The following is a 24,023-nucleotide window of genomic DNA, read 5'->3' on the forward strand; positions in this document are numbered from 1 at the left end:
ATTACAACTTTGGTTAGACGACAGGGCTTTTATACCGGCCGCCAGAGCCCGCCGCCATGCGGTTTTTCACACCACGCGCCAAAGATGGGGAGTACCTCGGCTTGCCACCATCTGCCGGCCTGTCGATAATCCGGACTCCGGCCCGGCGCCCGCCATGGAACGCCATCCGCAGGCCGGACTCGAAGAGCAAAACCCAGAAGCTTCCGCCCATGAAGGTCATTCCCATCCGCTCCGCCCTGGCCGCCGCGCCGCTGGGTTCTGCGACGCTGCCGCCGCCCGGTTCGCCGTTGACGGACCGCCGCGGGCGCGAGGTGCACGACCTGCGCATCTCGGTGACCGACCGCTGCAACTTCCGTTGTGTGTATTGCATGCCGCGGGAGGTGTTCGACAAGGACTATCCCTTCCTGCCGCGGATGGATCTGCTCAGCTTCGAGGAAATCCTGCGCGTCGCCCGGCTGTTCGTCGCCCGTGGGGTGCGCAAGATCCGCATCACCGGCGGCGAGCCGCTGCTGCGCAAGCACATAGAGCGGCTGATCGGGATGCTGGCCCCGTTGGGCGCCGAGCTGACGCTGACCACCAACGGCGTGCTGCTGCCGCGCATGGCGCAGACGCTGAAGGATGCCGGCCTCAACCGCGTCACCGTGAGCCTGGATGCGCTGGACGACGCCCTGTTCCGCCGCATGAATGATGCCGACTACCCGGTCTCCCAGGTGCTGGAAGGCATCGCCGCGGCCGCTGAGGCCGGCCTCGGGCCGATCAAGGTGAACATGGTGGTGAAGCGCGGCACCAACGATGGGGACATCGAGGCCATGGCGCACCACTTCCGCGGCAGCGGCCACATCCTGCGCTTCATCGAGTTCATGGACGTGGGCTCCTCTAATGGCTGGAAAATGGACGAGGTGCTGCCCTCCAGCGAGGTCGTCGCCCGCATCCATCGCCACTTCCCGCTGGAGCCGGTGGATCCCAACTACAGCGGCGAGGTAGCCGAGCGCTGGCGCTACGTGGATGGCGGCGGCGAGATCGGCGTGATCTCCTCGGTCACCCAGGCTTTCTGTTCCACCTGTACGCGGATACGCCTGTCCACCGAGGGCAAGCTCTACACCTGCCTGTTCGCCCAGGCTGGCCACGACCTGCGCAGCCTGCTGCGGGCGGATGCCGACGACGTCCGCCTGGATGCGGCCATCGCCAGCGTGTGGCAGGGCCGGGAGGACCGCTACTCCGAGATCCGCACCGCCCATACCGCGGCGGCGCGCAAGATCGAGATGTCCTACATCGGCGGCTGAAGGCCGGGCCCGCCTGCCGGCAGCGCCGGAGCGGCTTCGTCGTCCGCCGCGTCCTCCTCCAGCCGTGCCGCTTCGATGCGGCGGAAGTGGGCGCTGATCTTACGACTGGAGGTCTGCACCTCCTGCACGTCGCGGCCGGCCTGTTCGATGTGCCGCGCCAGCGCCGCCATGCGCTCGTCGAAGCGGCCAAAGTCCTTCGCCAGCTTGCCCAGCGCGTCCTTGATCACATGGACCTGCTTGCGCGTCTCCACATCCTTCAGCACCGCGCGGGCGGTGTTCAGCACCGCCATCAGGGTGGTCGGCGACACGATCCACACCCGGCGCGACTGGGCGTACTCCACCACCTCCGGGTGATAGGCGTGGATCTCGGCGAACACCGCCTCCGCCGGCACGAACATCACCGCGCCGTCGGAGGTCACGCCGGGCAGAATGTACTTGGTGGCGATGGCGTCCACATGGCGGCGGATGTCGGCGCGGAAGGCGGCCTGCGCGGCGCGGCGGTCGGCGTCGGCCAGCGCGCCGTCGAACATGCGGTGGTAGTTCTCCAGCGGGAACTTGGAATCCACCGCCACCTGGCCGGTGGGCTCCGGCAGCTTGAGCAGGCAATCCACCCGGGCGTTGTTCGGCAGCGTCGCCTGGAAAGCCCAGGCATCCGGCGGCAGCGCGTTCTTCACCAGCGCCTCCAGTTGCACCTCGCCGAAGGCGCCGCGCGCCTTCTTGTCGCCCAGCAGTTCCTGCAGGCCGACGACGTTGGTGGTGAGGCCGTCTATCTTCTTCTGCGCCTCGTCTATGGTCGCCAGCCGCGCCATCACGTTGGCGAAGGTTTCGTTGGTCTTGCGGAAGCCTTCGTCCAGGCGCTGGTTCACATGGCCGCTGATGCCTTCCAGGCGTTCATTGATTGTGCGGGTGAGCGCCTCGATGGAGGTCGATAGCTGAGTCGTGGCATTGTTGAGACCGGCCTGCAGCAACTCGCGGTCAGCGCGGGCATGTTCGGACAGCGTCTTCAGCGTCTGCTCCAGCATCTCGCCGCGCAGACGTTCATGCGAAGCGGTGACCGAACTGGACAGTTCCGAGAAGCGCAGCGCCACATCCTCCCGGTGCCGGCCCAGCTGCCCCTGCAGCGCCAGATGCAGGGCCTGCATGGACTCCCTCAGCCGCTCGCTGCCCTGCTCCGCCTGCGCGCCCAGGCGGTCGCCCTGCCGGCCCAGGCCGAGATGCAGATCCGCCAGCAGCGCGCGCTGCTGCTCCGCCAGTTGCTCCCGCAGGCCGGCTTCCACTACCGCTGGCAGGCTGCGTTCCAGCCGCGCCAGTCTGAGGGCCAGCCAAATGGCGGCGGCCCCGGCGAAGAGCGCCAGGGCCGCGATTGCGAACATCAGGTTTTGCTGCACGGAGGCTCCGCTTGCCGCTGGGGCGAATGTGGGACGACGCAGGGATGGGGCGGGATTATAGCCGCCGGCCCACAGCGCCCTCCCCTCAGGCCAGCGCCCTCAGGCTGGCCAGCGGCGGCCGCGACAGCAGCCCGCGGGTGCCCAGCCAGCCGCCGGCCATCACGCCCAGCGCGCCGACCACTACCGCCACCAGCACCGGCAGCAGGCCCGGTACGTACTGCATCTTGAAGGCGTAGTGGGCCAGTGCCCAGCCGAGCGCGCTGGCGCCGGCACCGGCGAGCACGCCGGCGATGCCGCCCAGCACCGCGAACTCGGCCAGCAGCGCCTGCTTCACTTGGCGGTGTCGCGCACCCAGGGTGCGCAGCATGGCCAATTCGTACTCGCGCTCGTCATGGGTGGCCTGCAGCGCGGCATAGAGCACGATGAGGCCGGCGAGCAGCGCGAAGCCGAACACGAACTGGACGATGAGGATGAGCTTGTCCGTCATCGACTGCACCTGCTCCAGCAGCGCCGCGGTATCGATGATGGAGAGGTTGGGGAACTGCGCCACTAGCCGGGTGGTGAATTCATGATGGCCCGGCGGCAGGTTGAAGCTGGTGATCAGCGAGGCGGGGTAATCCTCCAGCAGCCCCTCGTTCGAGATGAAGAAGAAATTCACCCGCATCGAATCCCAGTCCAGCTCGCGCACGCTGGTGACCGGCGCCTGCACCCGCTCGCCGGCGATCTCGAAGGCCACCACGTCGCCAACCTTGATGCCGAAATCCTGCGCCAGCCCCTTCTCCACCGAGAACTGCGGCGTGTGCGAACCGGCATGCCACTTGCCGTCGACAACGGTGTTGCCGGTCTGCAGGTGATCGGAGTGGGACAGGTTGAACTCCCGCTCCGCCAGCCGGCGCAGGCGCTCGTCCTCGTAGTCCTCGCTGTTCACCGGCTTGCCGTTGATCTCCACCATGCGGCCGCGGATCATCGGCAGGATGGCCGGCTCCGGCAGGCCTTCGGCGATGAAGGCGGCAGCCAGGGCGTCGCGCTGGTCCGGCTGGATGTTGATGATGAAGCGGTTAGGCGCGTCCGGCGGCGTCATCCGCCGCCAGCTGTCGAGCAGGTCGGCGCGGATCAGGGTCAGCAGCAGCAGGGCGGTGATGCCCAGGCCCAGCGCCGCAGCCTGGATTACGCTGCCGCCCATGCGCCGGCCCAGCGCCGCCACGCCGTAGCGCCAGCCACCGCCGCGCAGGCTGCCGGTGCCCTTGAGCCGGCCAGCCAGCCGCAACACCCACCAGGCGGCCAGGGCGAACAAGCCCAGCGCAGCGCTGAAACCCAGCGTCACCAACAGGCCCAGGCGCAGGTCGGCGGCAATCCAGAACACCAGTGCCGTCAGCGCGACGAAGCCGGCCACCCAGGCGCTGCCGCTGAGCGGCTCGGCGGCGGAGAATTCCCGCCGCAGCACCCGCAGCGTGGGCACCGCGCCCAGGCGCAGCAGCTGCGGCAGCACGAAGCCGGCCAGCAGCACCATGCCGACGATCAGGCCGTGGGCCAGTGGCAGCAGCGAAGGCACCGGCAACTCGGTGGCGAGGATCTCGCGCAGCCCGCCGGCCAGCGCCCACTGCACGAACCAGCCCAGCGCAGTACCGGCCAGCGCAGCCAGCAGGCCGAACAGCAGGAACTCGCCGACAACGATGCCCATGAGCTGGCGCTGGCGCGCGCCCAGGCAGCGCATCACCGCGCAGCCGTCCAGATGGCGGCGCATGAAGCGGCGCGCCGACAGGCCGACCGCCACCGCCGCGAGGATCACCGCCAGCAGCGCGGCCAGGCGCAGGAAGCGCTGCGCCTGATCCAGCGCATTGCGCACCTCAGGCCGCGCGTTGGCAACGGTTTCCACCGCCTGGCCACGCTGCAGGCCGGCGCGGGCCCAGCGCTCGAAATCCTCCACCTCGGCGATGCCGCCGGCCACATGCAGGCGGTAGGTGGCGCGGCTGCCGACGGTGATGAGGCCGGTGGCCGGCAGATCGGCCACGTTGAAGATGGCGCGCGGCAGCAGGCTGAAGAAGTTGGCGCCGCGGTCGGACTCGAAGGTCACCATGCCGCCGACGCGGAACTCCTTGGTACCCAGGCCGACGAGCTCGCCCTGCTTCACCCCCAGTTCGGCGAACAGGCGCTCGTCCAGCCACACTTCGCCGCTGGCCGGCACCCGGTCGGCGACTGCGTCCGCCTGGTTGGGGCCGGGAGCGATGCGCACCGTGCCGCGCAGCGGGTAGCCCTGCTCCACCGCCTTCACGCCGGCCAGCGTCGCCTGCTCGGCGGTGCTGGCCATGCTGGTGAACAGTACGGTGGTGGCGGTGCGCAGGCCGCGCTTGTGGGCCTCGGCCACCACCTCGTCCGACCAGGGCTTGTCGGCGCGCAGCAGCAGGTCGCCGCCCAGCAGCTGGTTGGCCTCCCGGTCCAGCGCGCGGCCGACGCGGTCGGCGAGGAAACCGACGCTGGTGAGCGCGCCGACGGCGACGATGATGGCGAGGCCGAGCAGGTGCAACTCGCCCGCGCGGAAGTCGCGGAACATCATGCGGAGGGCGAGGCGGAAGGTATTCATCTGGTGGAAACGAAAAAGGGGGAACGGCGGATGGACGGCCGGCGGGCCGTTCGGTTCAATCGACGACCAGATCGATGTCCGGCTCTTCGTCGCCGGCCCACACGCAGGTCTGGTTGCGGCCGCGCCGCTTCGCCAGGTAGAGCGCCTGGTCGGCGCGGTGCAGCGGCCCGTCCACATCCTTGTCGTCAGGGCCGAGCTGGGTCGCGCCCAGGCTGACGGTGACGTGCAGTTCGCCGCTCGGCGTCTGGAACACCAGGTTCTCCACCGCGGCGCGCAGACGCTCGGCCAGGATCTCCGCCTCCTGGGCGTCGGTGGCCGGGCAGCCTATGGCGAACTCCTCGCCGCCGGTGCGGCCGAAGACGTCGTCCGCCCGCAGGCCTGCCGCCACCACCTCGCCCAGGCGCTTCAGCACCCGGTCACCCTGGGCGTGGCCGTGGATGTCGTTGATGGACTTGAAGTGGTCCACGTCGAATACGATCACCGCCAGGCTGCGGCTGCGCCGGTAGTGGGCGCCGAACAGTGCTTCCAGCCGCTCCAGGAAACAGCGCCGGTTGAGCGCGCCGGTGAGGTCGTCCACCTCGGAGAGGCGCTTCAGACGCTCCTCCAGCGCCTTCTGCGCGGAGATGTTCACCACCAGCCACACCACGGCATCCCGTCCGGCGATGGGGTAGACCCGGCCCTGGAACCATTGCGCCCCGCTGGGACCATCGTTATCGGTGGGCTCGACTTCGTCGGCAGAGAGGCGGTACTCGACGGTCTGCAGGCATCCCTTGTCCAGCGCACGGTGGACCACGTCGAGGAAGAAGCGCCACTTTTCCTCCGGCAGCACGTCCTGCATGTGCAGACCGACCAAGGGTGCAGCGGCATCGTAATTGCCACGGTCGGCGCCGCCGAGCACGTCCAGATAACGGCCATCGCGGCCAATCACCATGATGGGATCGGGCAGCGAGCCGAGGATGGCACGGAGATAGGCGAGTTGGGCGGCGGCGTCCGCCTCCCCCAGCCGGCTGGCCGGCGGGGTGGAGGGCGCGGGCGGGAGAGGCGGCGTGTTCACCTTGAGGCCGGCAGCAGGCGACGGGCCAGGCCCGCCCAGTAGGCGACTCCGGCGGGAATGATCTCGTCGTTGAAGTCGTAGTTGGGGTTGTGCAGCGTACAGCCGCCCTCACCCGGGCCGTTGCCTATCCAGATGTAGGCACCCGGCTTGCGTTCGAGGAAGTAGGCGAAGTCTTCTGCGCCCATGCTGGGGCGCGCATCGGTGCTCACACTGGTGCTCACGCTGGCCGCCACTTCCGCCGCCAGAGCCGCTTCGGCGCTGGAGTTGATGGTGGGCGGATAGCCGCGGCGGTAGGCGTATTCCACCTCCACGCCGAACAGCGCGGCGATGCCTTCGCACTGGCGCTTCAGCGCCGCCTCGATCTGATTGCGCACCGCCGGGGAGAAGGCGCGCACCGTGCCGTAGATCTCCGCGCGGTCGGGGATGACGTTGTAGGCCTCGCCGGCGTGGAAGCCGGTCACCGACACCACGCCGGCGTCCAGCGGGTCCAGGTTGCGCGCCACCACCGACTGTATGGCCTGCACCAGCGCGGCCCCGGCGACGACCGGGTCATTCCCCAGGTGGGGCATTGCGGCGTGGGCGCCACGGCCGAGGATGCGGATGTCGAAGCGGTCGGCACTGGCCATCACCGGGCCGTCGTGCACTGCGAAATGGCCGGCCGGCATGCCGGGCCAGTTGTGCATGCCGAACACCGACTCCATCGGGAAGCGGTCGAACAGGCCGTCTTCTATCATCGCCAGCGCTCCGCCTTCGCCTTCCTCCGCCGGCTGGAAGAGGAAATAGACAATGCCGTCGAACTCCGGCCTGGCCGCCAGCTCGGCGGCCGCCCCCAGCAGCATGGTGGTGTGGCCGTCGTGGCCGCAGGCATGCATGCAGCCCTGGTGGGTGGAGCGGTGTGCGAAGGTGTTGCGCTCGGTGATGGGCAGCGCGTCCATGTCGGCGCGCAGGCCGATGGCGCGCAGGCCGCGGCCGGCGCGCAGCACACCGACCACGCCGGTTCCGCCGATGCCGCGGTGCACTTCCAGGCCGAGACGGGTCAGGCGGTCGGCGACGAGTTCGGCGGTACGGTGCTCGGCAAAAGCCAGTTCCGGATGAGCGTGAATATCTCTCCGGATTGCAATCAAATCGGCATGACTGGGGCTGGAAATGTCGGTTACGCTCATGGCTACACCCGATCGTGGCATCTGGGCCGAGGACTTGCAGAACAGCCAGTCCGGCCCGGGCAAACGATGAGTGTATTACAGGAATCCGACCGCGTCCGCCTCCTGCCGCAGGCAGGTTTCGAAACGGTGCGCCGGCCGCTGGCGCCGCCCATGAACGGTGCATTTTCGGTGGCATACCGGCGTCTTTGAATCCCATCCCGCATGGCGCGGGAATTGCTGGTCCGCAACGATCGCTTTTTTGCCCAGTCCGCCTGCACGAGGAACAAGTTCATGTCGATCCATGTGGCGCTGTCCCACATCACCCGCTACGACTACGACCGCCCGATCAACCTCGGTCCGCAGATCATCCGCCTGCGTCCGGCGCCCCACAGCCGCTCGCGCATCCTCAGCTACTCGCTGAAGATCCTGCCGGAGCAGCACTTCATCAACTGGCAGCAGGATCCGCAAGCCAACTACCTGGCCCGCATCGTCTTTCCAGAGAAGACCCGTCAGTTCCACATCGAGGTGGAGCTGGTGGCCGAAATGGCGGTCATCAACCCTTTCGACTTCTTCCTCGAACCCTACGCCGAGCACTATCCCTTCGAATACGAATCCTGGCAGCGGGACGAACTCGCGCCCTACTTCAAGAAGCTGCCGCTGACGCCGGAATTCGCCGCTTACCTGGACGGCGTCGAGCGCGAAAAGAAGCAAAGCGTGGATTTCCTCGTCGAGCTCAACAGCAATCTCTACAAGCACATCGACTACACCATCCGGCTGGAGCCCGGCGTGCAGGCGCCGGAGGAAACCCTGGAGCGCCGCTCCGGCTCCTGCCGCGACTCCGCCTGGCTGCTGGTGCAGTTGGCGCGCCACCTGGGCCTGGCCGCACGCTTCGTCTCCGGCTACCTGATCCAGCTCACGCCGGACGTGAAGTCGCTGGACGGCCCCTCCGGCCCCGAAGCCGACTTCACCGACCTGCACGCCTGGGCTGAGGTCTACCTGCCGGGCGCCGGCTGGATCGGCCTGGACCCCACCTCCGGCCTGTTCGCCGGCGAAGGCCATATCCCGCTCGCCTGCACGCCTGACCCCTACTCCGCCGCACCGGTCACCGGTGCGCTGGACAAGTGCGAGGTGAGCTTCGAACACTTGATGAAGGTCACCCGCATCTGGGAGGCGCCGCGCGTCACCAAGCCCTACTCCGAAGCCCAGTGGGCGGACATCCAGGCCCTGGGCCACGCGGTGGATGAAGAACTGGTGGCCGGCGATGTGCGCCTCACCCAGGGCGGCGAACCCACCTTCGTCTCGGTGGACGACCCGGACGGCGCCGAGTGGAACACCGCGGCGATGGGGCCGAACAAGAAGCGCCTCTCCGCTGACCTCTACCACCGCCTGCGCGAACGTTACGCGCCGCAGGGCCTGGTGCACTTCGGCCAGGGCAAGTGGTATCCGGGCGAGCAACTGCCGCGCTGGTCGCTGAACTGCTTCTGGCGCAAGGACGGCGAGCCGATGTGGACCCGCCCTGAACTGATCGCCGACGAGAGCCGCGCCGGCACCGCCAGCGACGAGGTCGCCGGCCGCTTCCTGCGCGCCTTCGCCGATCGCGTCGGCCTGGATGCGCAGTACGTCTTCCCCGCCTTCGAGGACGTCTTCTATTACCTGTGGCGCGAGCGCCGCCTGCCGGCCAACGTCGATCCCTTCGATTCCCGCCTCGAAGATCCGCTGGAGCGGGCGCGGCTGATGAAGGTCTACGCCCAGGGCCTGGACAGGACGGTGGGCTATGTGCTGCCCATCGCCCGCAACCCGGCCGGCAACGCCTGGCAGACCGGCCCCTGGTTCCTGCGCACCGAGCGCTGCTACCTGGTGCCCGGCGACTCCGCCCTGGGCTACCGCCTGCCGCTGGACTCCCAGCCCTGGGCCAGCCAGGCCGACTATCCCTGGATACACCAGCCCGATCCCTTTGCCGGCGTGCCGCCCTTGCCGGCGCATGCCGCCATCCGCCAGCAGTTCTCGCCCGGCAGCGGCATCGCTGGCGTGGGCCGGCGCAGCGCCAGCCCGGGCGCCAACGGCAATGGCGGCGCCGAAGCCGCCGCCACGGTCACCGACCAGCGACCGCAATCCAAGCAGTCCGCCGGCTGGATCACCCGCACCGCAATGTGCGCCGAGGCGCGCGACGGCACTCTCTACATCTTCATGCCGCCGGTGCCGCGGCTGGAGGACTACCTGGAGATCGTCGCGGCGGTGGAAGCCACCGCTGAACACCTCGGCCAGCCGGTGCTGCTGGAAGGCTACGAGCCGCCGCGCGACACCCGCCTGTCGCAGTTCCGCATCACGCCGGATCCGGGGGTGGTCGAGGTCAACATCCACCCGGCCACCGGCTGGCAGGAACTGGTGGACCAGACCACCCACCTTTACGAGGCCGCCCACTACTCCCGCCTCAGCACCGAGAAATTCATGCTGGACGGCCGCCACACCGGCACCGGCGGCGGCAACCACTTCGTGCTCGGCGGCGCCACACCGGCCGACTCGCCCTTCCTGCGCCGGCCGGACCTGCTGCGCAGCCTGGTCAGCTACTGGCACAACCACCCCAGCCTGTCCTACCTGTTCTCCGGCCTCTTCATCGGCCCGACTTCGCAGGCGCCGCGGGTGGACGAAGCCCGCAACGACTCCCTGCCCGAGCTGGAACTGGCCTTTCGCGAGATGGAGCGGGTCACCGCCCAGGGCCCCAACGGCTGCCCGCCGTGGATGGTGGACCGGTTGCTGCGCAACCTGCTGATCGACGTCACCGGCAACACCCATCGGGCCGAGTTCTGCATCGACAAGCTGTACTCGCCCGACGGCCCCACCGGCCGCCTCGGCCTGCTGGAGATGCGCGCCTTCGAAATGCCGCCGCATGCGCAGATGAGCCTCACTCAGCAACTGCTGCTGCGCACCCTGGTCTCCCGCTTCTGGAAAGAGCCCTATGAACCGCAGCGGCTGGCGCGCTGGGGCACCGAACTGCACGACCGCTTCCTGCTACCGCACTTCGTCTGGCAGGACTTCAGCGACGTCATCGCCGACCTGCAGGCCGACGGCTACCCGATGCAGGCCGAGTGGTTCGCGCCGCACCAGGAATTCCGCTTCCCCAAGTACGGCGATTTCAACGTCAAGGGCATGACCCTGGAGCTGCGGGGGGCACTGGAACCCTGGCATGTGATGGGCGAGGAAGGCGCCATAGGCGGTACCGTGCGCTATGTGGACTCCTCGCTGGAACGGGTGCAGGTGAAGCTCAGCGGCACTGCGCCGGACCGCTACCAGGTCACCTGCAATGGCGTTCCGGTGCCGATGCGACCCACCGGCACCGTGGGCGAGTTCGTTGCCGGCGTGCGCTACCGCGCCTGGCAGCCAGCCTCCTGCCTGCACCCGACGATAGGCGTGGACGGCCCGCTGGTGTTCGACATCGTGGATACCTGGAACCAGCGCAGCCTGGGCGGCTGCCAGTACCACGTCGCCCACCCCGGAGGGCGCAACTACGAGACTTTCCCGGTGAACGCCTTCGAGGCCGAAAGCCGCCGCATGGCCCGCTTCTTCCGCATGGGGCATACCCCGGGTCGTATGGACATCGGGGAAGCCCGGATCAACCCGGAGTTCCCGTTCACGCTAGACTTGCGCCAATTCTGACCCACACGCGCCGCCTCGGCTCAATCCGAGGCGGCGCCGCTTTTTCTGACCATGCCCTCCGGCCTAATCGACGCCTATCCCCCCAGCCCGGACCGCTACGACGAAATGCTCGCGGCGGACGGGCGCCCGCGCGCCCACTGGCAGGGATTCGCCGACCGCCTGCATCACTTCCCCGACGACAACCTTGCCCGCCGGGCCGATTTCGTGCGCGACGCCATCGAGGCCGACGGCGTGACCTACAACGTTTACGCCGACCCCAAGGGCACCAAGCGTCCGTGGGAACTGGACATGCTGCCGCTGATGGTGAGCGCCGACGAGTGGGCGCAGATCTCAGCCGCCATCGCCCAGCGCGCCCGCCTGCTCAACGCGGTGCTGGGCAACCTCTACGGTGACCAGAGCCTGCTCGCCGAGGGCCTGCTGCCGCCGGCGCTGGTGTTCGGCCAGCACGGCTACAAGTGGCCCTGCCGCGGCGTGCAACCGCCGGGCGGCGTGTGGCTGCACAACTACGCCGCCGATCTCGCCCGCTCGCCCGACGGCCGCTGGTGGGTCATCGCCGACCGCACCCAGGGCCCGTCCGGCGCCGGCTACGCGCTGCAGAACCGGCTCATCGTCTCGCGCGCCTTCCCGGACGCCTTCCGCGACATGCATGTGCAGCCGCTGGCCGGCTTCTTCCGCGCGCTGCAGGACAGCCTGGGCCGCCTGGCGCCCACCGACGGCGAAGCGCCGCTGACGGTGCTGCTCACGCCCGGCCAGTACAACGAAACCTATTTCGAGCACGCCTTCCTCGCCCGCTACCTCGGCTTCCCGCTGGTCGAGGGCCAGGATCTCACCGTGCGCGACGACACGGTCTACCTCAAGACGCTGCGCGGCCTGCGCCGGGTGCACGCCATCCTGCGCCGGCTGGACGACGACTTCTGCGATCCGCTGGAGCTGCGCGCCGACTCCGCGCTGGGCATTCCCGGCCTGCTGGGCGCCATCCGCGCCGGCCGAGTGCTGATGGCCAACGCGCTGGGCAGCGGCGTGCTGGAGTCCGGCGCCCTGTTCGGCTTCCTGCCGGCCATCTCCGAACGCCTGCTGGGCGAGCCGCTGGCCATGCCCTCGGTCGCCACCTGGTGGTGCGGCGAGCCGCCGGCGCTGGAGTATGCGCTGGAGCACCTGGACGACCTGGTCATCAAGCCGGCCTTCGCCAGCATGCACATGGAAGCGATGTTCGGCCACCAGCTGCGCGGCGAGGCCCGCCGCAACATGATCGCCCGCCTGCAGGCCCAGCCCCATGCCTACGTTGCGCAGGAATGGGTGCGGCTGGCGCAGGCGCCAGTATGGAGCCGCTACCGCGAGCAGCGCCTGATGCCGCGCTCGGTCGGCCTGCGGGTGTTCGCCACCGCCACGCCCGAAGGCTACGTGGTGATGCCCGGCGCGCTTGCCCGAGTGGCACCGCGCGCCGGCATGGAGGTCATCTCCATGCAGCGCGGAGGCCTGTCCAAGGACACCTGGATCAAGGCCGAAGAGCCGGTCGTCCATACCAGCCTGCTGAAGAAGCGCCTGGGCGTCATCGACCTCGTCTGCGCGGCCAGCGACATTCCCTCCCGCGTCGGCGAAAACCTGTTCTGGATGGGACGCTACGCCGAGCGCTGCGAGGCCAGCTCCCGCATCCTGCGCGCCGCGCTGGCCCGGGTGTCCAGTTCGGAAGGCGGCCGCGACCCCAGCTTCCGCGGCCTGCTGACCGCCGCCTGCCACGCCGGCGTGCTGCCGGTGGAAACCATAGAAGACCCGGACGAGGACATCGAAGAGCGCCTGCTGGCAGCGGTGTTCGACCCGGAACAGGCCGGCTCGGTCGCCGCCAATCTGCGCGCCCTCGCCTTCGCCGCCAGCCAGGTGCGGGAGCGCATGTCCTCCGACAACTGGCATGCGCTCAACCGCCTGGAGCAGGTGCTGCAGACGCCGGCCGCGACCATAGACCAGGCCCTGGCCGCCCTCGACCGGGTGATGCTCTCCTGCATCTCGCTGGCCGGCTTCGCCATGGACGACATGACCCGCGACGAAGGCTGGCGCTTCCTCATCCTCGGCCGTCATGCCGAACGCATGGTCGGTCTCTCGACACTGATCTCGGTGCCACTGGACGCGCCGGCGGAAACCCGGGAGCGCATGTTCGACTGGCTGCTGGAAACCGCCAACTCCATCGTCACCTACCGTGCTCGCTACCGCCGCGCGCCTGAGACGCTGCCGGTGGCGCACCTGCTGGTGTTCGACACCTCCAACCCGCACTCGGTGGCCTTCCAGGTGGAGACCCTGCGCCACGACCTGGAGCGCACCGCCTCCGAACTCGGCCATCCCTGCCCGCCGCTGCTGGACGAACTCTCCTCCCAATTGCGCCGCTTCGACCTCACCACCCTGGAGGCCGAACACTGCGACGGCGCCTGCGGCCACCTGGGCCGCCTGCTGATGCAGATCCAGCAAGGCGCGCACACCTTGTCGGACGAACTACACCGCCGCTTCTTCACCCATACCGTGCGGCCGGTGGCGCTGCGGAGAGTCGCATGAGCGCCGCCCTGCAGCCCCAGCCGGAGCTGGAAACCCTGGCGGCAGCCCCGCCGGGCGCCGCCGCGCCGGCCGCCGAAGCCCTGCCCGCCGGCCCGGTGCGCTACCACCTGCGCCATGACACTGTCTATCACTACGATCAGCCTGTGGGCGAATCCCGCCAGTTGCTGCGCCTAACGCCGCGGGAACTGCCCTGGCAGCGTTGCCTCAGCCACCATGTGGAGATCTCGCCCGAGCCGGCACGGCGGCTGAATTTCGTCGACGGTTTCGGCAACGCGGTGCAGTCGCTGCACTTCGAACGCGACCATGAAACCCTGTTCATCCGCGCCGAAAGCTGGGTGGAGCGGGACGCACCGCCGCTGCCGGCGCTGGAGGACGGCCCCAGCTGGGAGCAGGTGCGCGACCTGCTCGGCTACCACGCTGGCCGGCCGGCGGAACAGCACGTGCTGGAGGCGATGGCATTCATGTTCGAGTCGCCCCATGTACGCCTCAAGCGCGAGTTCGCCGACTACGCCGCCGCCGACTTCCCCCCCGGCCGGCCCTTGCTGGAAGCGGTGGACGCGCTGATGCACCGCATCTTCCGCGAGTTCACCTTCGACCCCGAGGCGACAGACGTCTCCACGCCCGTCACCGAGGTGTTCGAGCGCCGGCGCGGCGTATGCCAGGATTTCGCCCACTTCATGCTTTCCTGCCTGCGCTCGCTGGGCCTGGCCGCGCGCTACGTCAGCGGCTACCTGCTCACCCGCCCGCCGCCGGGCAAGCCGCGGCTCATCGGCGCCGACGCCACGCATGCCTGGGTCTCGGTGCATTGCCCGCAGCACGGCTGGGTGGATTTCGACCCCACCAACGCGCTGCTGCCGGCGCGGGAGCACATCGTGCTCGGCTGGGGGCGGGACTTCTCCGACGTCTCCCCCTTGCGTGGCGTCATCCTCGGCGGCGGCGAGCACGAGCCGGAGATCGCGGTCACCGTGGTCCCCGCGGACGAAATCGCCCAAGTCTATGGCCACGACGACCCGTCCTTTCCCGCCTCCGTCCCGCTGATCCGCTGAGCCGCTGATCCACCGACCAGCCCCGGAGGGCCGCCTGCCGGATGCGCCTCTTCTACGCCGACCATTTCGTCCTGCCACTGCCGGCCGGCCATCGCTTCCCGATGGAGAAATACGCCCGCTTGCGCCAGCGCCTGCTGGACAGCGGCCGCTTCCTCCCGGCGGACTTCTCCGTGCCGGACGCCGCCAGCGACGCAGAGGTCCTGCGCGCACACGACGCCGGCTATCTTGAACGCGTCATCAGCGGCCAGTTGAGCGCGGCGGAACTCAAGGCCATCGGCTTTCCCTGGTCCGCCGCCATGGTGGAGCGCTCCCGCCGCTCCGCCGGCGCCACGCTGGCCGCCTGCCGCCATGCGCTGCAGGCCGGCTGGGGCGCCAACCTCGCCGGCGGCACCCACCACGCCCATCGTGACGCCGGCTCCGGCTTCTGCGTGTTCAACGATGCTGCCATCGCCGCGCTGGCGATGCGCGCCGAGGGCCGGGTGGAGCGCATCGCCATCGTCGATTGCGATGTACATCAGGGCGACGGCACCGCCACCATCCTGGCCGGCGAACCTCAGGTCTTCACCTGCAGCCTCCACGGTGCCCGCAACTTCCCCTTCACCAAGGCGCGCAGTGATCTCGACGTGGAACTGGCGGACGAAACCGGCGACGAGGCCTACCTGGAGGCGCTGGCCGGCGCGCTGAACATCGTCTTCGACGATTTCCGCCCGCAGTTGGTGATCTACCTCGCCGGCGCCGACCCCTACGCCGGCGATCGCCTGGGCCGGCTGGCGCTGAGCAAGCGCGGGCTCATCGCCCGCGACAGCGCCGTGCTGCAGCGCTGCCACCAGGCCCGCGTCCCGGTCGCCCTCGCCATGGCCGGCGGTTATGCGCGCGAGATAGACGACACGGTGGACATCCACCTTGCCACCCTGCTCACAGCCGCGGACCTGCTCCAGCCGTGAATCTCGCCACCACCGCCTTGCTGGGCGTGGACTTCACCTCCGCACCGCGCAAGCGCAAGCCCATTACCGTCGCCCACGGTCATGTTGTCGGCAAGACCCTGCTACAGTTGGACGGTTTCGAGCATTTTCCCGACTGGACCGGTTTCGAGGCCCTGCTCGCCCGCCCCGGCCCCTGGGTGGGCGGCTTCGACTTCCCCTTCGGCCTGCCGCGCGAAGCAGTGTCCGACCTCGGCTGGCCGGAGACCTGGCCGGCGCTGCTGGGCCATTGCCAGGCACTGGGCAGGGCCGCCTTCCGCCAGGCGCTGGACCGCTACCGCGAAAGCCGCCCCGCCGGGCGTCGCTACGCGCATAGAGCGACCGACATGGCCGCTGTCTCCCACAGTTCGCTGAAGCTGGTCAATCCACCGGTCGGACTGATGTTCCTCGAAGGCGCGCCGCGCTTGTTCGCCGCCGGCCTCAGCATGCCGGGGCTGCATGCGGGCGATCCGCGACGGATAGCGCTGGAGGCCTATCCCGGCCTGCTTGCCCGTAGCATCAGCAGGGCGCCTTACAAGAGCGACGATCCGCGCAAACATTCACCTGCGCGGGAGGCCACCCGCCACCTGATCGTCGAAGCGCTCGCCGCCGGCAGCCACCCGCTGCGCCTGCAACTGCGCGGCCAGGACGCCCTGCTCCGGCAGTTGGTTGGCAACGCCAGCGGCGACCTGCTCGACGCCGTGCTGGCGCTGACGGAGGCCGCCGCCTCCATGCTGGCCGGCCCACCCTCCTTCGGCCTGCCTGCGGAGATCGACCCGCTGGAAGGCTGGATCGCCTGTGCTCCGCTGCCCCCCTTCAGCCCCCTTTCAGCGGCCACCGCCGCCGCGTGCCGCCAAGCTCTTCCTTGACCGCCGAATGCGATTGATGGTTTGATCGGCCTTCGCCTTTCGTCGTAACCGCACCGCCATACCGAGAGCGCATGCCGTCCCCCATGTTCCCGACGCCAGCAGGCCGCTCCCAATGCCACCCCACAGCTGCGGTCCGCTCGTTCTCGACGTGCTCCTGCCAGCAATGACGCCAGCCCGGCGCTTCTTCGCGATCAGCCTGTTCGCACTGCTCACCCCCGCAGCCGGCGTGTTCAGTGCGCCGCCGGCGCAGGCAGGGCCCAAGGTTCCCCCTTCCGGCGTCGCCGAGTTCACGCCCTTCCGCAACCATGGCGCCGCCATGCTGCTGCTCTCTCCCGGCGACGGCCGCATCCTGGACGCCAATGCCGCCGCCACGCATTTCTACGGCTATCCACCCGAGCGACTGATAGGTCGCACGCTGGATGAACTCACCGCGATGGACAACGAAGCCATCGCCGGCGAGCGCGCACTGGCGCAGCTCGAATCGCGCAGCCACCTGGTGCTGCCTCAGCGGCTCGCAAACGGCCGGGTGCGGGCTGTCGAGTTCTACACTTCGCCACTGGCCGGTACCACCACCGCCGCTGGCGGCCCGGCCCAGCTTGCGGTGCTGCAGGACGTGGAGGGCCTGCGCGAAGCCGAGGCGAGGCTCGCGGAGTACCGCCTGCATACCGAAGAGGCCATCCTCCGCAATAACCGCGAGGCGGTCGAGACGCAGTCCCGGCTGCGCCAGGCGCTGCTCGCCGCGGTACTGATACAGGCGCTCATCATCGCCCTGCTGATCGCCAACGTCGCCAACCGCCGCCGCATCACCCGCGCCCTGGTGCATCGCGAGGAACAGCTCACCGCGCTGATAGACGCCATGCCCGACCTGGTCTGCTTCAAGGATGGCAACGGCCGCTGGCGCCAGGTGAATGCCTTCGCGGTGCGCCAGCTCGGGCTGGAAGGCATCGACTACCACAACTGCCGCAACCTGGAGCTGGCCGAGCGCCAGCCCTTCCACCACGACACCTTCCACGCCTGCGAGGCCACCGACGAAGCCGCCTGGCAGCAGCGCAGCGTCTATCGCAGCGAAGAGCGCATCCCCTCGCCAGACAACCCGCACAGCGTGTTCGACGTCATCAAGGTGCCGCTCTTCAACCCGGACGGCAGCCGCCGCGGCATGGTCGTCATCGGCCGCGACATCACCGCGCGCAAGGCGGCGGACTCCGAGATCGAGCGGCTGGCCTATTTCGACCCGCTCACCAACCTGCCCAACCGCCGCCTGCTGCAGGACCGCATCGCCAACGCCCAGGCCGGCGCCCGCCGCAGCGGCCGCTACGGCGCGATCCTGCTGGTGGACCTGGACTACTTCAAGACACTGAACGAGGCCCGCGGCCATGAGATGGGCGACCGCCTGCTGAAGGCCGTCGCCGAGCGCCTCACCGGCTGCCTGCGCGAAGCCGATACCGTGGCTCGTTTCGGTGGCGACGAGTTCGTGCTGCTCCTGCCCGACCTCGCCTCCCACGCCGGCTTCGCCGCCGATATGGCGCGCAGCGTGGCGGCCAAGGTGCGCAACGCGGTCGCCCTGCCCTACCCGATGGACGACGAGGACGTGGTGGTCGCCGCCAGCATAGGTGTCACCCTGATCCCCAACGGCCAGGCCACCACCATCGCCGACCTGCTGAAGCAGGCCGAGACCGCCATGTACCAGGCCAAGGAGGCCGGCCGCGACCAGGTGCGCTTCTTCGAGCCGGAGATGCAGGCGCGGGTGGAAGCGCGCTTCGCCCTCGAAGGCGACCTGCGCCATGCGGTCGAGCGCGGCGAACTGCAGATGTACCTGCAGCCGCAGGTGGATGCCGAGGGCCAGATCCAGGCCGCCGAAGCGCTGATGCGCTGGCAGCATCCGCAGCGCGGCCTGGTGCCGCCTTCCCACTTCATCCCGGTGGCGGAGGAAACAGGGCTGATCCTGGAACTGGGCGAATGGGCGATGCGGGAGACCTGCCGCCTGCTCGCCCGCGCCGAAGCCGCCGGCACCCCCATCCGCATGGCGGTGAACGTGAGCCCGCGGCAATTCCACCGCAGCGGCTTCATCCGCCGCGTGCGCGACATCCTGGCCGAAACCGGCGCCGATCCCACGCGACTGACGATGGAAGTGACCGAGGGCCTGGTGATAGACCGGATACACCAGACCGTAGCGACGATGTCCGAGCTGCGCGCGCTGGGCGTGCATTTCTCCATCGACGATTTCGGCACCGGCTATTCCTCGCTCGCCTATCTGAAGCGCCTGCCGATCAACGAGCTGAAGATCGACAAGACCTTCATCCAGGACGCCCCCAGCGACCCCAACGATGCTGCGCTCATCGACACCATCCTGGCGGTCGCCGCCCACCTGCGCCTCAACGTGGTCGCGGAAGGCGTGGAAACGCGCGAGCAGGCGGACTTTCTTACCCGCCGCGCGCCCATGCTATACCAGGGTTACCTGTTCGGCCGGCCGGAGCCTGCAGAAGGATTGCTGGAGCGGCTGGCGGCGCAGCAGGTGATGAATTCGGCTTCGAGCTGAGGCTCTGGTGAGTGGGGGCTGAGTTGACGCCGGGTCGCAAAGTTGGCGGCATTGCGCCCCCGATCGGAAACGCCAGCGGCCACCAGCTGTAGCACGCGGCCAATACCGTTCAGATCAGCCAGACCGCTCGATCCCCTACGCAGGAGCCCTGTTTTCCCCCTCTCCCCCAACCGCGAGAGGAGAAGACCCAGTGCTTCCGTCCGGAGCCACGCCGTTTGGGCAGCAGCGACCAGCCTTACTGGATCTCGATTCGCAACCCCGGCGGCTCGATCCCCCGGCGGGCGCGCTCGGCGCGGATCAGTTCGGCGATATCGGTATTGCCATTGGACAATGCCCAGGCATCCGCGGTGTAGCCGGCGTCGTTGATCTGGTTGAGGTCCACCGGCGTCTTCAGCAGCCGCTTGACCACGCCGATGTGGCCATTGCGGGCGGCCAGCATCAGCGCGTTGGCCTGGTTGGGCGCCAGCGCGCCGGGATCGGCGCCGGCGGCCAGCAGGCGGTCGACCAGCGCTTCGCGGCCCTCGAAGGCAGCGTAGTGCAGCGGCGTCCAACCCTCGTGGTTGACCGGCGCTCCGGCAGCTATCAGCAGCTCCGCCACTTCCTCATGCCCACGCAGCACCGCCAGCATCAGCGCGGAATCGCCGGCCTGGTTGCGGTGGCCCAGCCGCGGGCGGTACTGCAGCAGCGCCTTCACCGTGGCGGCGTTGCCTTCGCGGGCGGCGAGGATGAGCAGGGAATTGCCGTTGGCGTCCACCGTGTCCGGGTCGATGCCGCGGCGCAGCAGGTCGCTCAGCTGCGCGGTGTCGCCCAGGCGGGCGGAACTGACGGCGTCTTCATAACTGCCAGCCATCACCGGCGCGCTGACGGCGCACAACAGGGCAAGAGCGACGGCGGAGAGCAGGTGGCGGCGGGTATCAGGCTTGGGCATGTCGGAAGAGACGGAAGAAGTTCTCGGTGGTGGCGCTCTCGATGCGCGCCAGCGGTTCGCCGCGCAGGCGGGCGATTTCCTCGGCCACATGCACCACCCAGGCAGGCTGGTTGGTCTTGCCGCGGTGTGGCACCGGCGCGAGGTAGGGCGAATCGGTTTCGATCAGCAGGCGGTCCAGCGGCACGTAGGCGGCCACCTCCTTGAGGTCGGCGGCGCTGCGGAAGGTGACGATGCCGGAGAAGGAGATGTAGAAGCCCTGGTCCAGCGCGGCCTCGGCTACTTCCCGGCTCTCGGTGAAGCAGTGCATCACCCCGCCGGCCTCGCCGGCATTCTCTTCCCGCATCAGCCGCAGGGTGTCGGCGGCGGCACTGCGGGTATGGATCACCAGCGGCTTTCCACAGGCGCGCGCGGCGCGGATGTGGGTGCGGAAGCGTTCACGCTGCCACTCTGGCGCGTCCTTGTGCCAGTGGTAGTCCAGCCCGGTTTCGCCGATGGCGATCACCTTGGGATGATCGGCCAACGCCAGCAGACGGGCGACGTCCGGCTCCTCGCAATCGGCATTGTCCGGATGCACGCCGACCGAGGCCCAAAGATGGTCGTGGCGCTCGGCCAGGGACAGCACCGCCGGGAAATCCTCCAACGTCACGCTGATGCACAGCGCGCGGCCCACGCCGTTCTCGACCATCGCCGCCAGTACCTCGGCCTCGCGTTCGCGCAGGTCGGGGAAATCGAGGTGGCAATGGGAATCGACGAACATGGAACCGCGCTCAGAGGGTGTGGGTGGGGCGGCTGGAGCCGAGGTGGCCAGCCAGGATCTGTTCGATGCGCGCCTTCAGCGCATGGCCAGCTTCGTCGGCGGCAAAATGCACGCCTATGCCCTGCGTCTTGCCGCCCTGCGCGCCTTGCGGCGTGACCCAAGCGACCACGCCGGCCACCGGATGCTTGGTCGGGTCGTCCATCAGCTGCAGCAGCATGAACACCTCGTCGCCCAGGCCGTAGGGACGCGGCGTCGGTACGAAGATGCCGCCATTCACCAGGAAGGGCATGTAGGCGGCGTACAGGGCCGACTTCGAGTTGATGTTCAGCGACAGCACGCTGGGGCGTGCCGCCATGGGCCGGACGGTGTCGTTCATCCTCGCGCTCCGTGGGTTGCTCGCATGTAGCGCAGCAGCATGTCTTCGAGGACGAGACGCATGTTCAGGGGATGCTGGGCTACGCGGCGGATTTGGCTGAGTTCATTGTAACAGCCCGTCACTGCCGCCACGGTGGCACGCCCCGCCAGCGCTTCCAGCTGCGCCGCCTGCCCGGGGAAGAAGCGCACCTTGCCGCCCAGGCGCAGCGCGGCGATGTCCGCCACCCAGCGCTGCATCCAGTCCACCAGCTGCGGCAGGCCGAAGCCGGCAGCCAGCGCTTCCTTGGATTTCAGCCACGCCTCCCACTGGCCGGCCAGCTTCAGCGGATCGCTACCCTGCGGCCGGGCGACGTCGGCGACGAAGCGCTGCAACAGCGCGCCCCCGCCCTGCGCCGCCAGCCGCTCCGCCGCCAGCGGCATGCCGCCGCAGAGGGCGACCATGGCGGCATCCACGTCCTGATGGCTTTCGCGCCAGCGAGCCAGTTCGGCCTCGGCCGGGCGGGAGAAGGCCCACTGCTGGCAGCGGCTGCGTATGGTCGGCAGCAGGCGGCGCGGCGCCGAGGACACCAGCAGGAAGACGCAGCCGGCAGGCGGTTCTTCCAGCAGCTTGAGCAGGGCATTGGCGGTGAAGATGTTCATCGCCTCCGCCGGGTCGAGGATCACCACCCGCCGGGCGCTGTGGTGGCCGGTGACCATCAGCGCGGCCTGCAGATCGCGGATCTGCTCGATGACGATCTGCGCCGACTTGGCCTTCTCCTTGCCGCCGTCCTTGGCGCCTTCGCCTTCACCACCTTCACCGACCGGCGTCTCGGCATCGGCGGCGGGGATCACGCGGAAGAAGTCCGGATGGTTGCCGGAGAGCCGCCACTGGCAGGCAGCGCAATGGCCGCAGGCGTGGCCGTCGGCGGCCGGCGCCTCGCACAGCAGGCGGGCGGCCAGCGTCTCTGCCAGCTCGCGCTTGCCCAGTCCGCCGGGCCCGACGAAGAGCAAGGCGTGCGGCAGGCGCTCGCCGAGATCGACGATGCGCTTCCAGGTCGGCTGCAGCCAGGGATGCATCACGCGTAGCGCTCCTGCAGCAGCGCCAACAGTTCCTCGCGGATCGCCGCCGGCGGGCGGTTCGCATCGATCACCCGGATGCGGCCGCTGGACGCGGCAGCCCGCTCCAGGTAGGCGGCGCGCACCCGCTCGAAGAAGTCGCGGCGCTCGCGCTCGAAGCGGTCCGGTGCCTCGCCGGTGCCGGCGACACGGGCGGCGGCCACCTCCGGTGGCAGATCGAACAGCAAGGTGAGGTCAGGCTGCAGGCCGGGATGCACCCAGGCTTCCAGCGCCTCGAACTTGGCCTTGTCCAGGCCGCGGCCGCCGACCTGGTAGGCATAGGTGGCGTCGGAGAAACGGTCGCACACCACCCAGCGGCCCGCCGCCAGCGCTGGCAGGATGCGGGCGGCCAGGTGCTCGCGCCGGGCGGCGAACATCAGCATGGCCTCGGTTTCCAGGTCCATCGCCTCATGCAGCACCAGCTCGCGCAGGCGCTCGCCCAGCGGCGTGCCACCCGGCTCCCGGCTCTGCTCCACCGCCAGCCCGCGGCCCTGCAGCCAGTCCACCGCCGCCGCGATCTGGCTGCTCTTGCCGGCGCCGTCTATGCCTTCGAAAGTGATGAAGCGCCCTTGCGCAACTGCCATGTCGTTCTTCCCGATGCCCCGCTCGGCGTCGATTTCAATTGCCGCGGCTGCCGCGCTGGTAGCGGTTGACCGCGCGGTTGTGGTCGTCCAGGTTGCGCGAGAACTCGCTGCTGCCGTCCCCGCGCGAGACGAAATAGTACAGATCAGTCTGCGGCGGCCTCACCGCCGCCAGCAGGGACTCCCGCCCCGGCATGGCGATCGGCGTCGGCGGCAGGCCGATCCGGGTGTAGGTGTTCCAGGGGTGGTCCGTCTCCAGCTGGCGCTTGCGCAGGCGGCCGTCGAAGTCGCTGCCCAGGCCGTAGATCACGGTCGGGTCGGTCTGCAGCCGCATGCCTACCTTCAGCCGGTTGACGAACACCGAAGCAACTAGCCCGCGGTCTTCAGGCCGGCCGGTCTCCTTCTCGATGATGGAGGCGAGAATCAGCGCCTGGTAAGGGCTGGCCAGCGGCAACGTGGGATCGCGCTCCGCCCATACCTTCTGCAGATGCTCCTGCATGGCGCCGTAGGCGCGCTTGAATAGGGCGATGGCGCTGGACTGCTTGTCGAACAGATAGGTATCCGGGAAGAACAGGCCTTCGGGATGGGCATCCGCCACGCCGATGCGTTGCAGCAACTCGGCGTCCGTCAGGCCGACGCTGTCCGGCTTCAGGTTGGGATTGGACTCCACCGCGTCGCGCATCTGGCGGAAGGTCCAGCCCTCCACTACCAGCAGTTCGCCCTGGGAAACGTCGCCGGCAGACAACTTGAGGATGAGCTCCCACGGCGTGACGCCGGTATGCACTTCGTAGCTGCCGGCCTTGATGGACTGCGCCTTGCCACTGAGCCGCGCCATCCAGTACAGCGCCGCCGGCTCTATCGGCACGCCCGCGCGGGCGATGGCGTTGGCCGCCTGGCGCATGTTGTAGCCGCGCTCCACGGTGAAATCCAGCGGTTCCGTCGGCAGCGGCAGCGCGCGGTGGGCATACCACCAGGCGCCGCCGGCAGCCAGCGCAGCCAGCAGGCAGGCGAAGAGGAAGAGTCGGAACAGGAAACGCTTCATGCAGAACGAAAGGACCAAGGCCGCGGCAGCAGGCGCGCGCGCCGGAGGCGCGGACAGGCTGCCGCCCTGCGGCGGGGCCCTATAATACTTCATCGCTCAGCAGGCCCAACCCACAGCCTTCTCTGCGACCGACTATGCCGATCTACGTATCGCCCGCCGGGTTCTGGCCCTCATCGAACCCGGCCCCGCAAC

The 24,023-nt window shown here is 69.1% G+C and carries 17 protein-coding genes; 7 read left to right on the forward strand and 10 right to left on the reverse strand.

Annotated elements, in window-relative coordinates; all coding sequences use genetic code 11:
* The first annotated feature begins 209 nt into the window (after positions 1 to 209).
* Entirely contained in the window at positions 210 to 1,283 is a 1,074-nt protein-coding gene (gene moaA / locus C7389_RS05165) for a GTP 3',8-cyclase MoaA (RefSeq protein ID WP_133589031.1), read from the forward strand.
* Here moaA and C7389_RS05170 read toward each other — a convergent pair.
* The 4 genes from C7389_RS05170 to C7389_RS05185 all read right to left on the reverse strand — a co-directional run bounded on the left by C7389_RS05170 (position 1,268) and on the right by C7389_RS05185 (position 7,469).
* Positions 1,268 to 2,656: a DNA recombination protein RmuC gene (locus tag C7389_RS05170; protein WP_133589033.1), complete on the reverse strand. Its 1,389-nt coding sequence runs from the start codon at positions 2,654 to 2,656 to the stop codon at positions 1,268 to 1,270. The two genes, moaA and C7389_RS05170, sit on opposite strands and share 16 nt — an antisense overlap.
* 100 nt (positions 2,657 to 2,756) lie before the next feature.
* Complete coding sequence (locus tag C7389_RS05175; protein ID WP_133589035.1) at positions 2,757 to 5,252, reverse strand: ABC transporter permease; 2,496 nt, start codon at positions 5,250 to 5,252, stop codon at positions 2,757 to 2,759.
* Positions 5,253 to 5,307: 55 nt separating this feature from the next.
* Positions 5,308 to 6,306 (reverse strand): sensor domain-containing diguanylate cyclase, encoded by a 999-nt coding sequence (locus C7389_RS05180; protein WP_133589037.1) that lies wholly within the window; start codon positions 6,304 to 6,306, stop codon positions 5,308 to 5,310.
* Entirely contained in the window at positions 6,303 to 7,469 is a 1,167-nt protein-coding gene (locus C7389_RS05185) for a M20 aminoacylase family protein (protein ID WP_133589039.1), read from the reverse strand. The genes C7389_RS05180 and C7389_RS05185 overlap by 4 nt, the downstream gene beginning before the upstream one ends.
* 270 nt (positions 7,470 to 7,739) lie before the next feature.
* On the opposite strand from C7389_RS05185, the gene C7389_RS05190 reads away from it, so the two are divergent.
* The 6 genes from C7389_RS05190 (at position 7,740) to C7389_RS05215 (ending at position 19,053) form a co-directional block, all read left to right on the forward strand.
* On the forward strand, positions 7,740 to 11,102 hold the full coding sequence (locus tag C7389_RS05190) for a transglutaminase family protein (RefSeq protein ID WP_133589041.1): 3,363 nt from the start codon (positions 7,740 to 7,742) through the stop codon (positions 11,100 to 11,102).
* A gap of 51 nt (positions 11,103 to 11,153) precedes the next feature.
* A complete protein-coding gene (locus C7389_RS05195) occupies positions 11,154 to 13,643 on the forward strand; it encodes a circularly permuted type 2 ATP-grasp protein (protein ID WP_133589043.1) in 2,490 nt (829 codons plus the stop codon).
* Entirely contained in the window at positions 13,640 to 14,689 is a 1,050-nt protein-coding gene (locus tag C7389_RS05200) for a transglutaminase family protein (RefSeq protein ID WP_133589045.1), read from the forward strand. The genes C7389_RS05195 and C7389_RS05200 overlap by 4 nt, the downstream gene beginning before the upstream one ends.
* Before the next feature lie 41 nt (positions 14,690 to 14,730).
* Positions 14,731 to 15,633 (forward strand): histone deacetylase family protein, encoded by a 903-nt coding sequence (locus C7389_RS05205; RefSeq protein WP_133589047.1) that lies wholly within the window; start codon positions 14,731 to 14,733, stop codon positions 15,631 to 15,633.
* Positions 15,630 to 16,517: a DUF429 domain-containing protein gene (locus tag C7389_RS05210; RefSeq protein ID WP_246034635.1), complete on the forward strand. Its 888-nt coding sequence runs from the start codon at positions 15,630 to 15,632 to the stop codon at positions 16,515 to 16,517. The genes C7389_RS05205 and C7389_RS05210 overlap by 4 nt, the downstream gene beginning before the upstream one ends.
* A gap of 112 nt (positions 16,518 to 16,629) precedes the next feature.
* Positions 16,630 to 19,053 carry an EAL domain-containing protein gene (locus C7389_RS05215; protein ID WP_133589049.1) on the forward strand — a complete coding sequence of 808 codons (2,424 nt, stop codon included), beginning with the start codon at positions 16,630 to 16,632 and terminating at the stop codon, positions 19,051 to 19,053.
* Positions 19,054 to 19,288: 235 nt separating this feature from the next.
* Here the strand turns inward: C7389_RS05215 and C7389_RS05220 are convergent, their stop codons facing one another.
* Genes C7389_RS05220 through mltG form a run of 6 tightly spaced genes read right to left on the reverse strand, consistent with a single transcriptional unit; the run spans position 19,289 to position 23,831 of the window.
* Positions 19,289 to 19,981 (reverse strand): ankyrin repeat domain-containing protein, encoded by a 693-nt coding sequence (locus C7389_RS05220; RefSeq protein WP_133589051.1) that lies wholly within the window; start codon positions 19,979 to 19,981, stop codon positions 19,289 to 19,291.
* Positions 19,968 to 20,738: a TatD family hydrolase gene (locus tag C7389_RS05225; protein WP_133589053.1), complete on the reverse strand. Its 771-nt coding sequence runs from the start codon at positions 20,736 to 20,738 to the stop codon at positions 19,968 to 19,970. The genes C7389_RS05220 and C7389_RS05225 overlap by 14 nt, the downstream gene beginning before the upstream one ends.
* Positions 20,739 to 20,748: 10 nt before the next feature.
* Positions 20,749 to 21,114, reverse strand: coding sequence for a PilZ domain-containing protein (locus C7389_RS05230; protein WP_133589055.1), 366 nt, complete (start codon positions 21,112 to 21,114; stop codon positions 20,749 to 20,751).
* A complete protein-coding gene (holB, locus tag C7389_RS05235) occupies positions 21,111 to 22,172 on the reverse strand; it encodes a DNA polymerase III subunit delta' (RefSeq protein WP_133589056.1) in 1,062 nt (353 codons plus the stop codon). Before holB ends, C7389_RS05230 begins: the two co-directional genes overlap by 4 nt.
* Complete coding sequence (tmk, locus tag C7389_RS05240; protein ID WP_133589058.1) at positions 22,169 to 22,792, reverse strand: dTMP kinase; 624 nt, start codon at positions 22,790 to 22,792, stop codon at positions 22,169 to 22,171. Before tmk ends, holB begins: the two co-directional genes overlap by 4 nt.
* A gap of 34 nt (positions 22,793 to 22,826) precedes the next feature.
* Positions 22,827 to 23,831 carry an endolytic transglycosylase MltG gene (gene mltG / locus C7389_RS05245; RefSeq protein WP_133589060.1) on the reverse strand — a complete coding sequence of 335 codons (1,005 nt, stop codon included), beginning with the start codon at positions 23,829 to 23,831 and terminating at the stop codon, positions 22,827 to 22,829.
* Between the last annotated feature and the right edge of the window lie 192 nt (positions 23,832 to 24,023).

Origin of the sequence: Azoarcus indigens (assembly GCF_004361735.1) — a bacterium.
Taxonomy (GTDB): Bacteria; Pseudomonadota; Gammaproteobacteria; order Burkholderiales; family Rhodocyclaceae; genus Azoarcus; species Azoarcus indigens.

What these genes read in the sequence shown, in the direction of transcription:
- C7389_RS05200 (WP_133589045.1), top strand. Translation starts at nt 13,640, where the DNA reads ATGAGCGCCGCCCTGCAGCCCCAGCCGGAGCTGGAAACCCTGGCGGCA.
- moaA (WP_133589031.1), top strand. Translation starts at nt 210, where the DNA reads ATGAAGGTCATTCCCATCCGCTCCGCCCTGGCCGCCGCGCCGCTGGGT.
- C7389_RS05185 (WP_133589039.1), bottom strand. Translation starts at nt 7,469, where the DNA reads ATGAGCGTAACCGACATTTCCAGCCCCAGTCATGCCGATTTGATTGCA.
- C7389_RS05215 (WP_133589049.1), top strand. Translation starts at nt 16,630, where the DNA reads ATGCCACCCCACAGCTGCGGTCCGCTCGTTCTCGACGTGCTCCTGCCA.
- C7389_RS05175 (WP_133589035.1), bottom strand. Translation starts at nt 5,252, where the DNA reads ATGAATACCTTCCGCCTCGCCCTCCGCATGATGTTCCGCGACTTCCGC.
- C7389_RS05205 (WP_133589047.1), top strand. Translation starts at nt 14,731, where the DNA reads ATGCGCCTCTTCTACGCCGACCATTTCGTCCTGCCACTGCCGGCCGGC.
- C7389_RS05225 (WP_133589053.1), bottom strand. Translation starts at nt 20,738, where the DNA reads ATGTTCGTCGATTCCCATTGCCACCTCGATTTCCCCGACCTGCGCGAA.
- C7389_RS05195 (WP_133589043.1), top strand. Translation starts at nt 11,154, where the DNA reads ATGCCCTCCGGCCTAATCGACGCCTATCCCCCCAGCCCGGACCGCTAC.
- mltG (WP_133589060.1), bottom strand. Translation starts at nt 23,831, where the DNA reads ATGAAGCGTTTCCTGTTCCGACTCTTCCTCTTCGCCTGCCTGCTGGCT.
- tmk (WP_133589058.1), bottom strand. Translation starts at nt 22,792, where the DNA reads ATGGCAGTTGCGCAAGGGCGCTTCATCACTTTCGAAGGCATAGACGGC.
- C7389_RS05220 (WP_133589051.1), bottom strand. Translation starts at nt 19,981, where the DNA reads ATGCCCAAGCCTGATACCCGCCGCCACCTGCTCTCCGCCGTCGCTCTT.
- C7389_RS05170 (WP_133589033.1), bottom strand. Translation starts at nt 2,656, where the DNA reads ATGTTCGCAATCGCGGCCCTGGCGCTCTTCGCCGGGGCCGCCGCCATT.
- C7389_RS05230 (WP_133589055.1), bottom strand. Translation starts at nt 21,114, where the DNA reads ATGAACGACACCGTCCGGCCCATGGCGGCACGCCCCAGCGTGCTGTCG.
- C7389_RS05190 (WP_133589041.1), top strand. Translation starts at nt 7,740, where the DNA reads ATGTCGATCCATGTGGCGCTGTCCCACATCACCCGCTACGACTACGAC.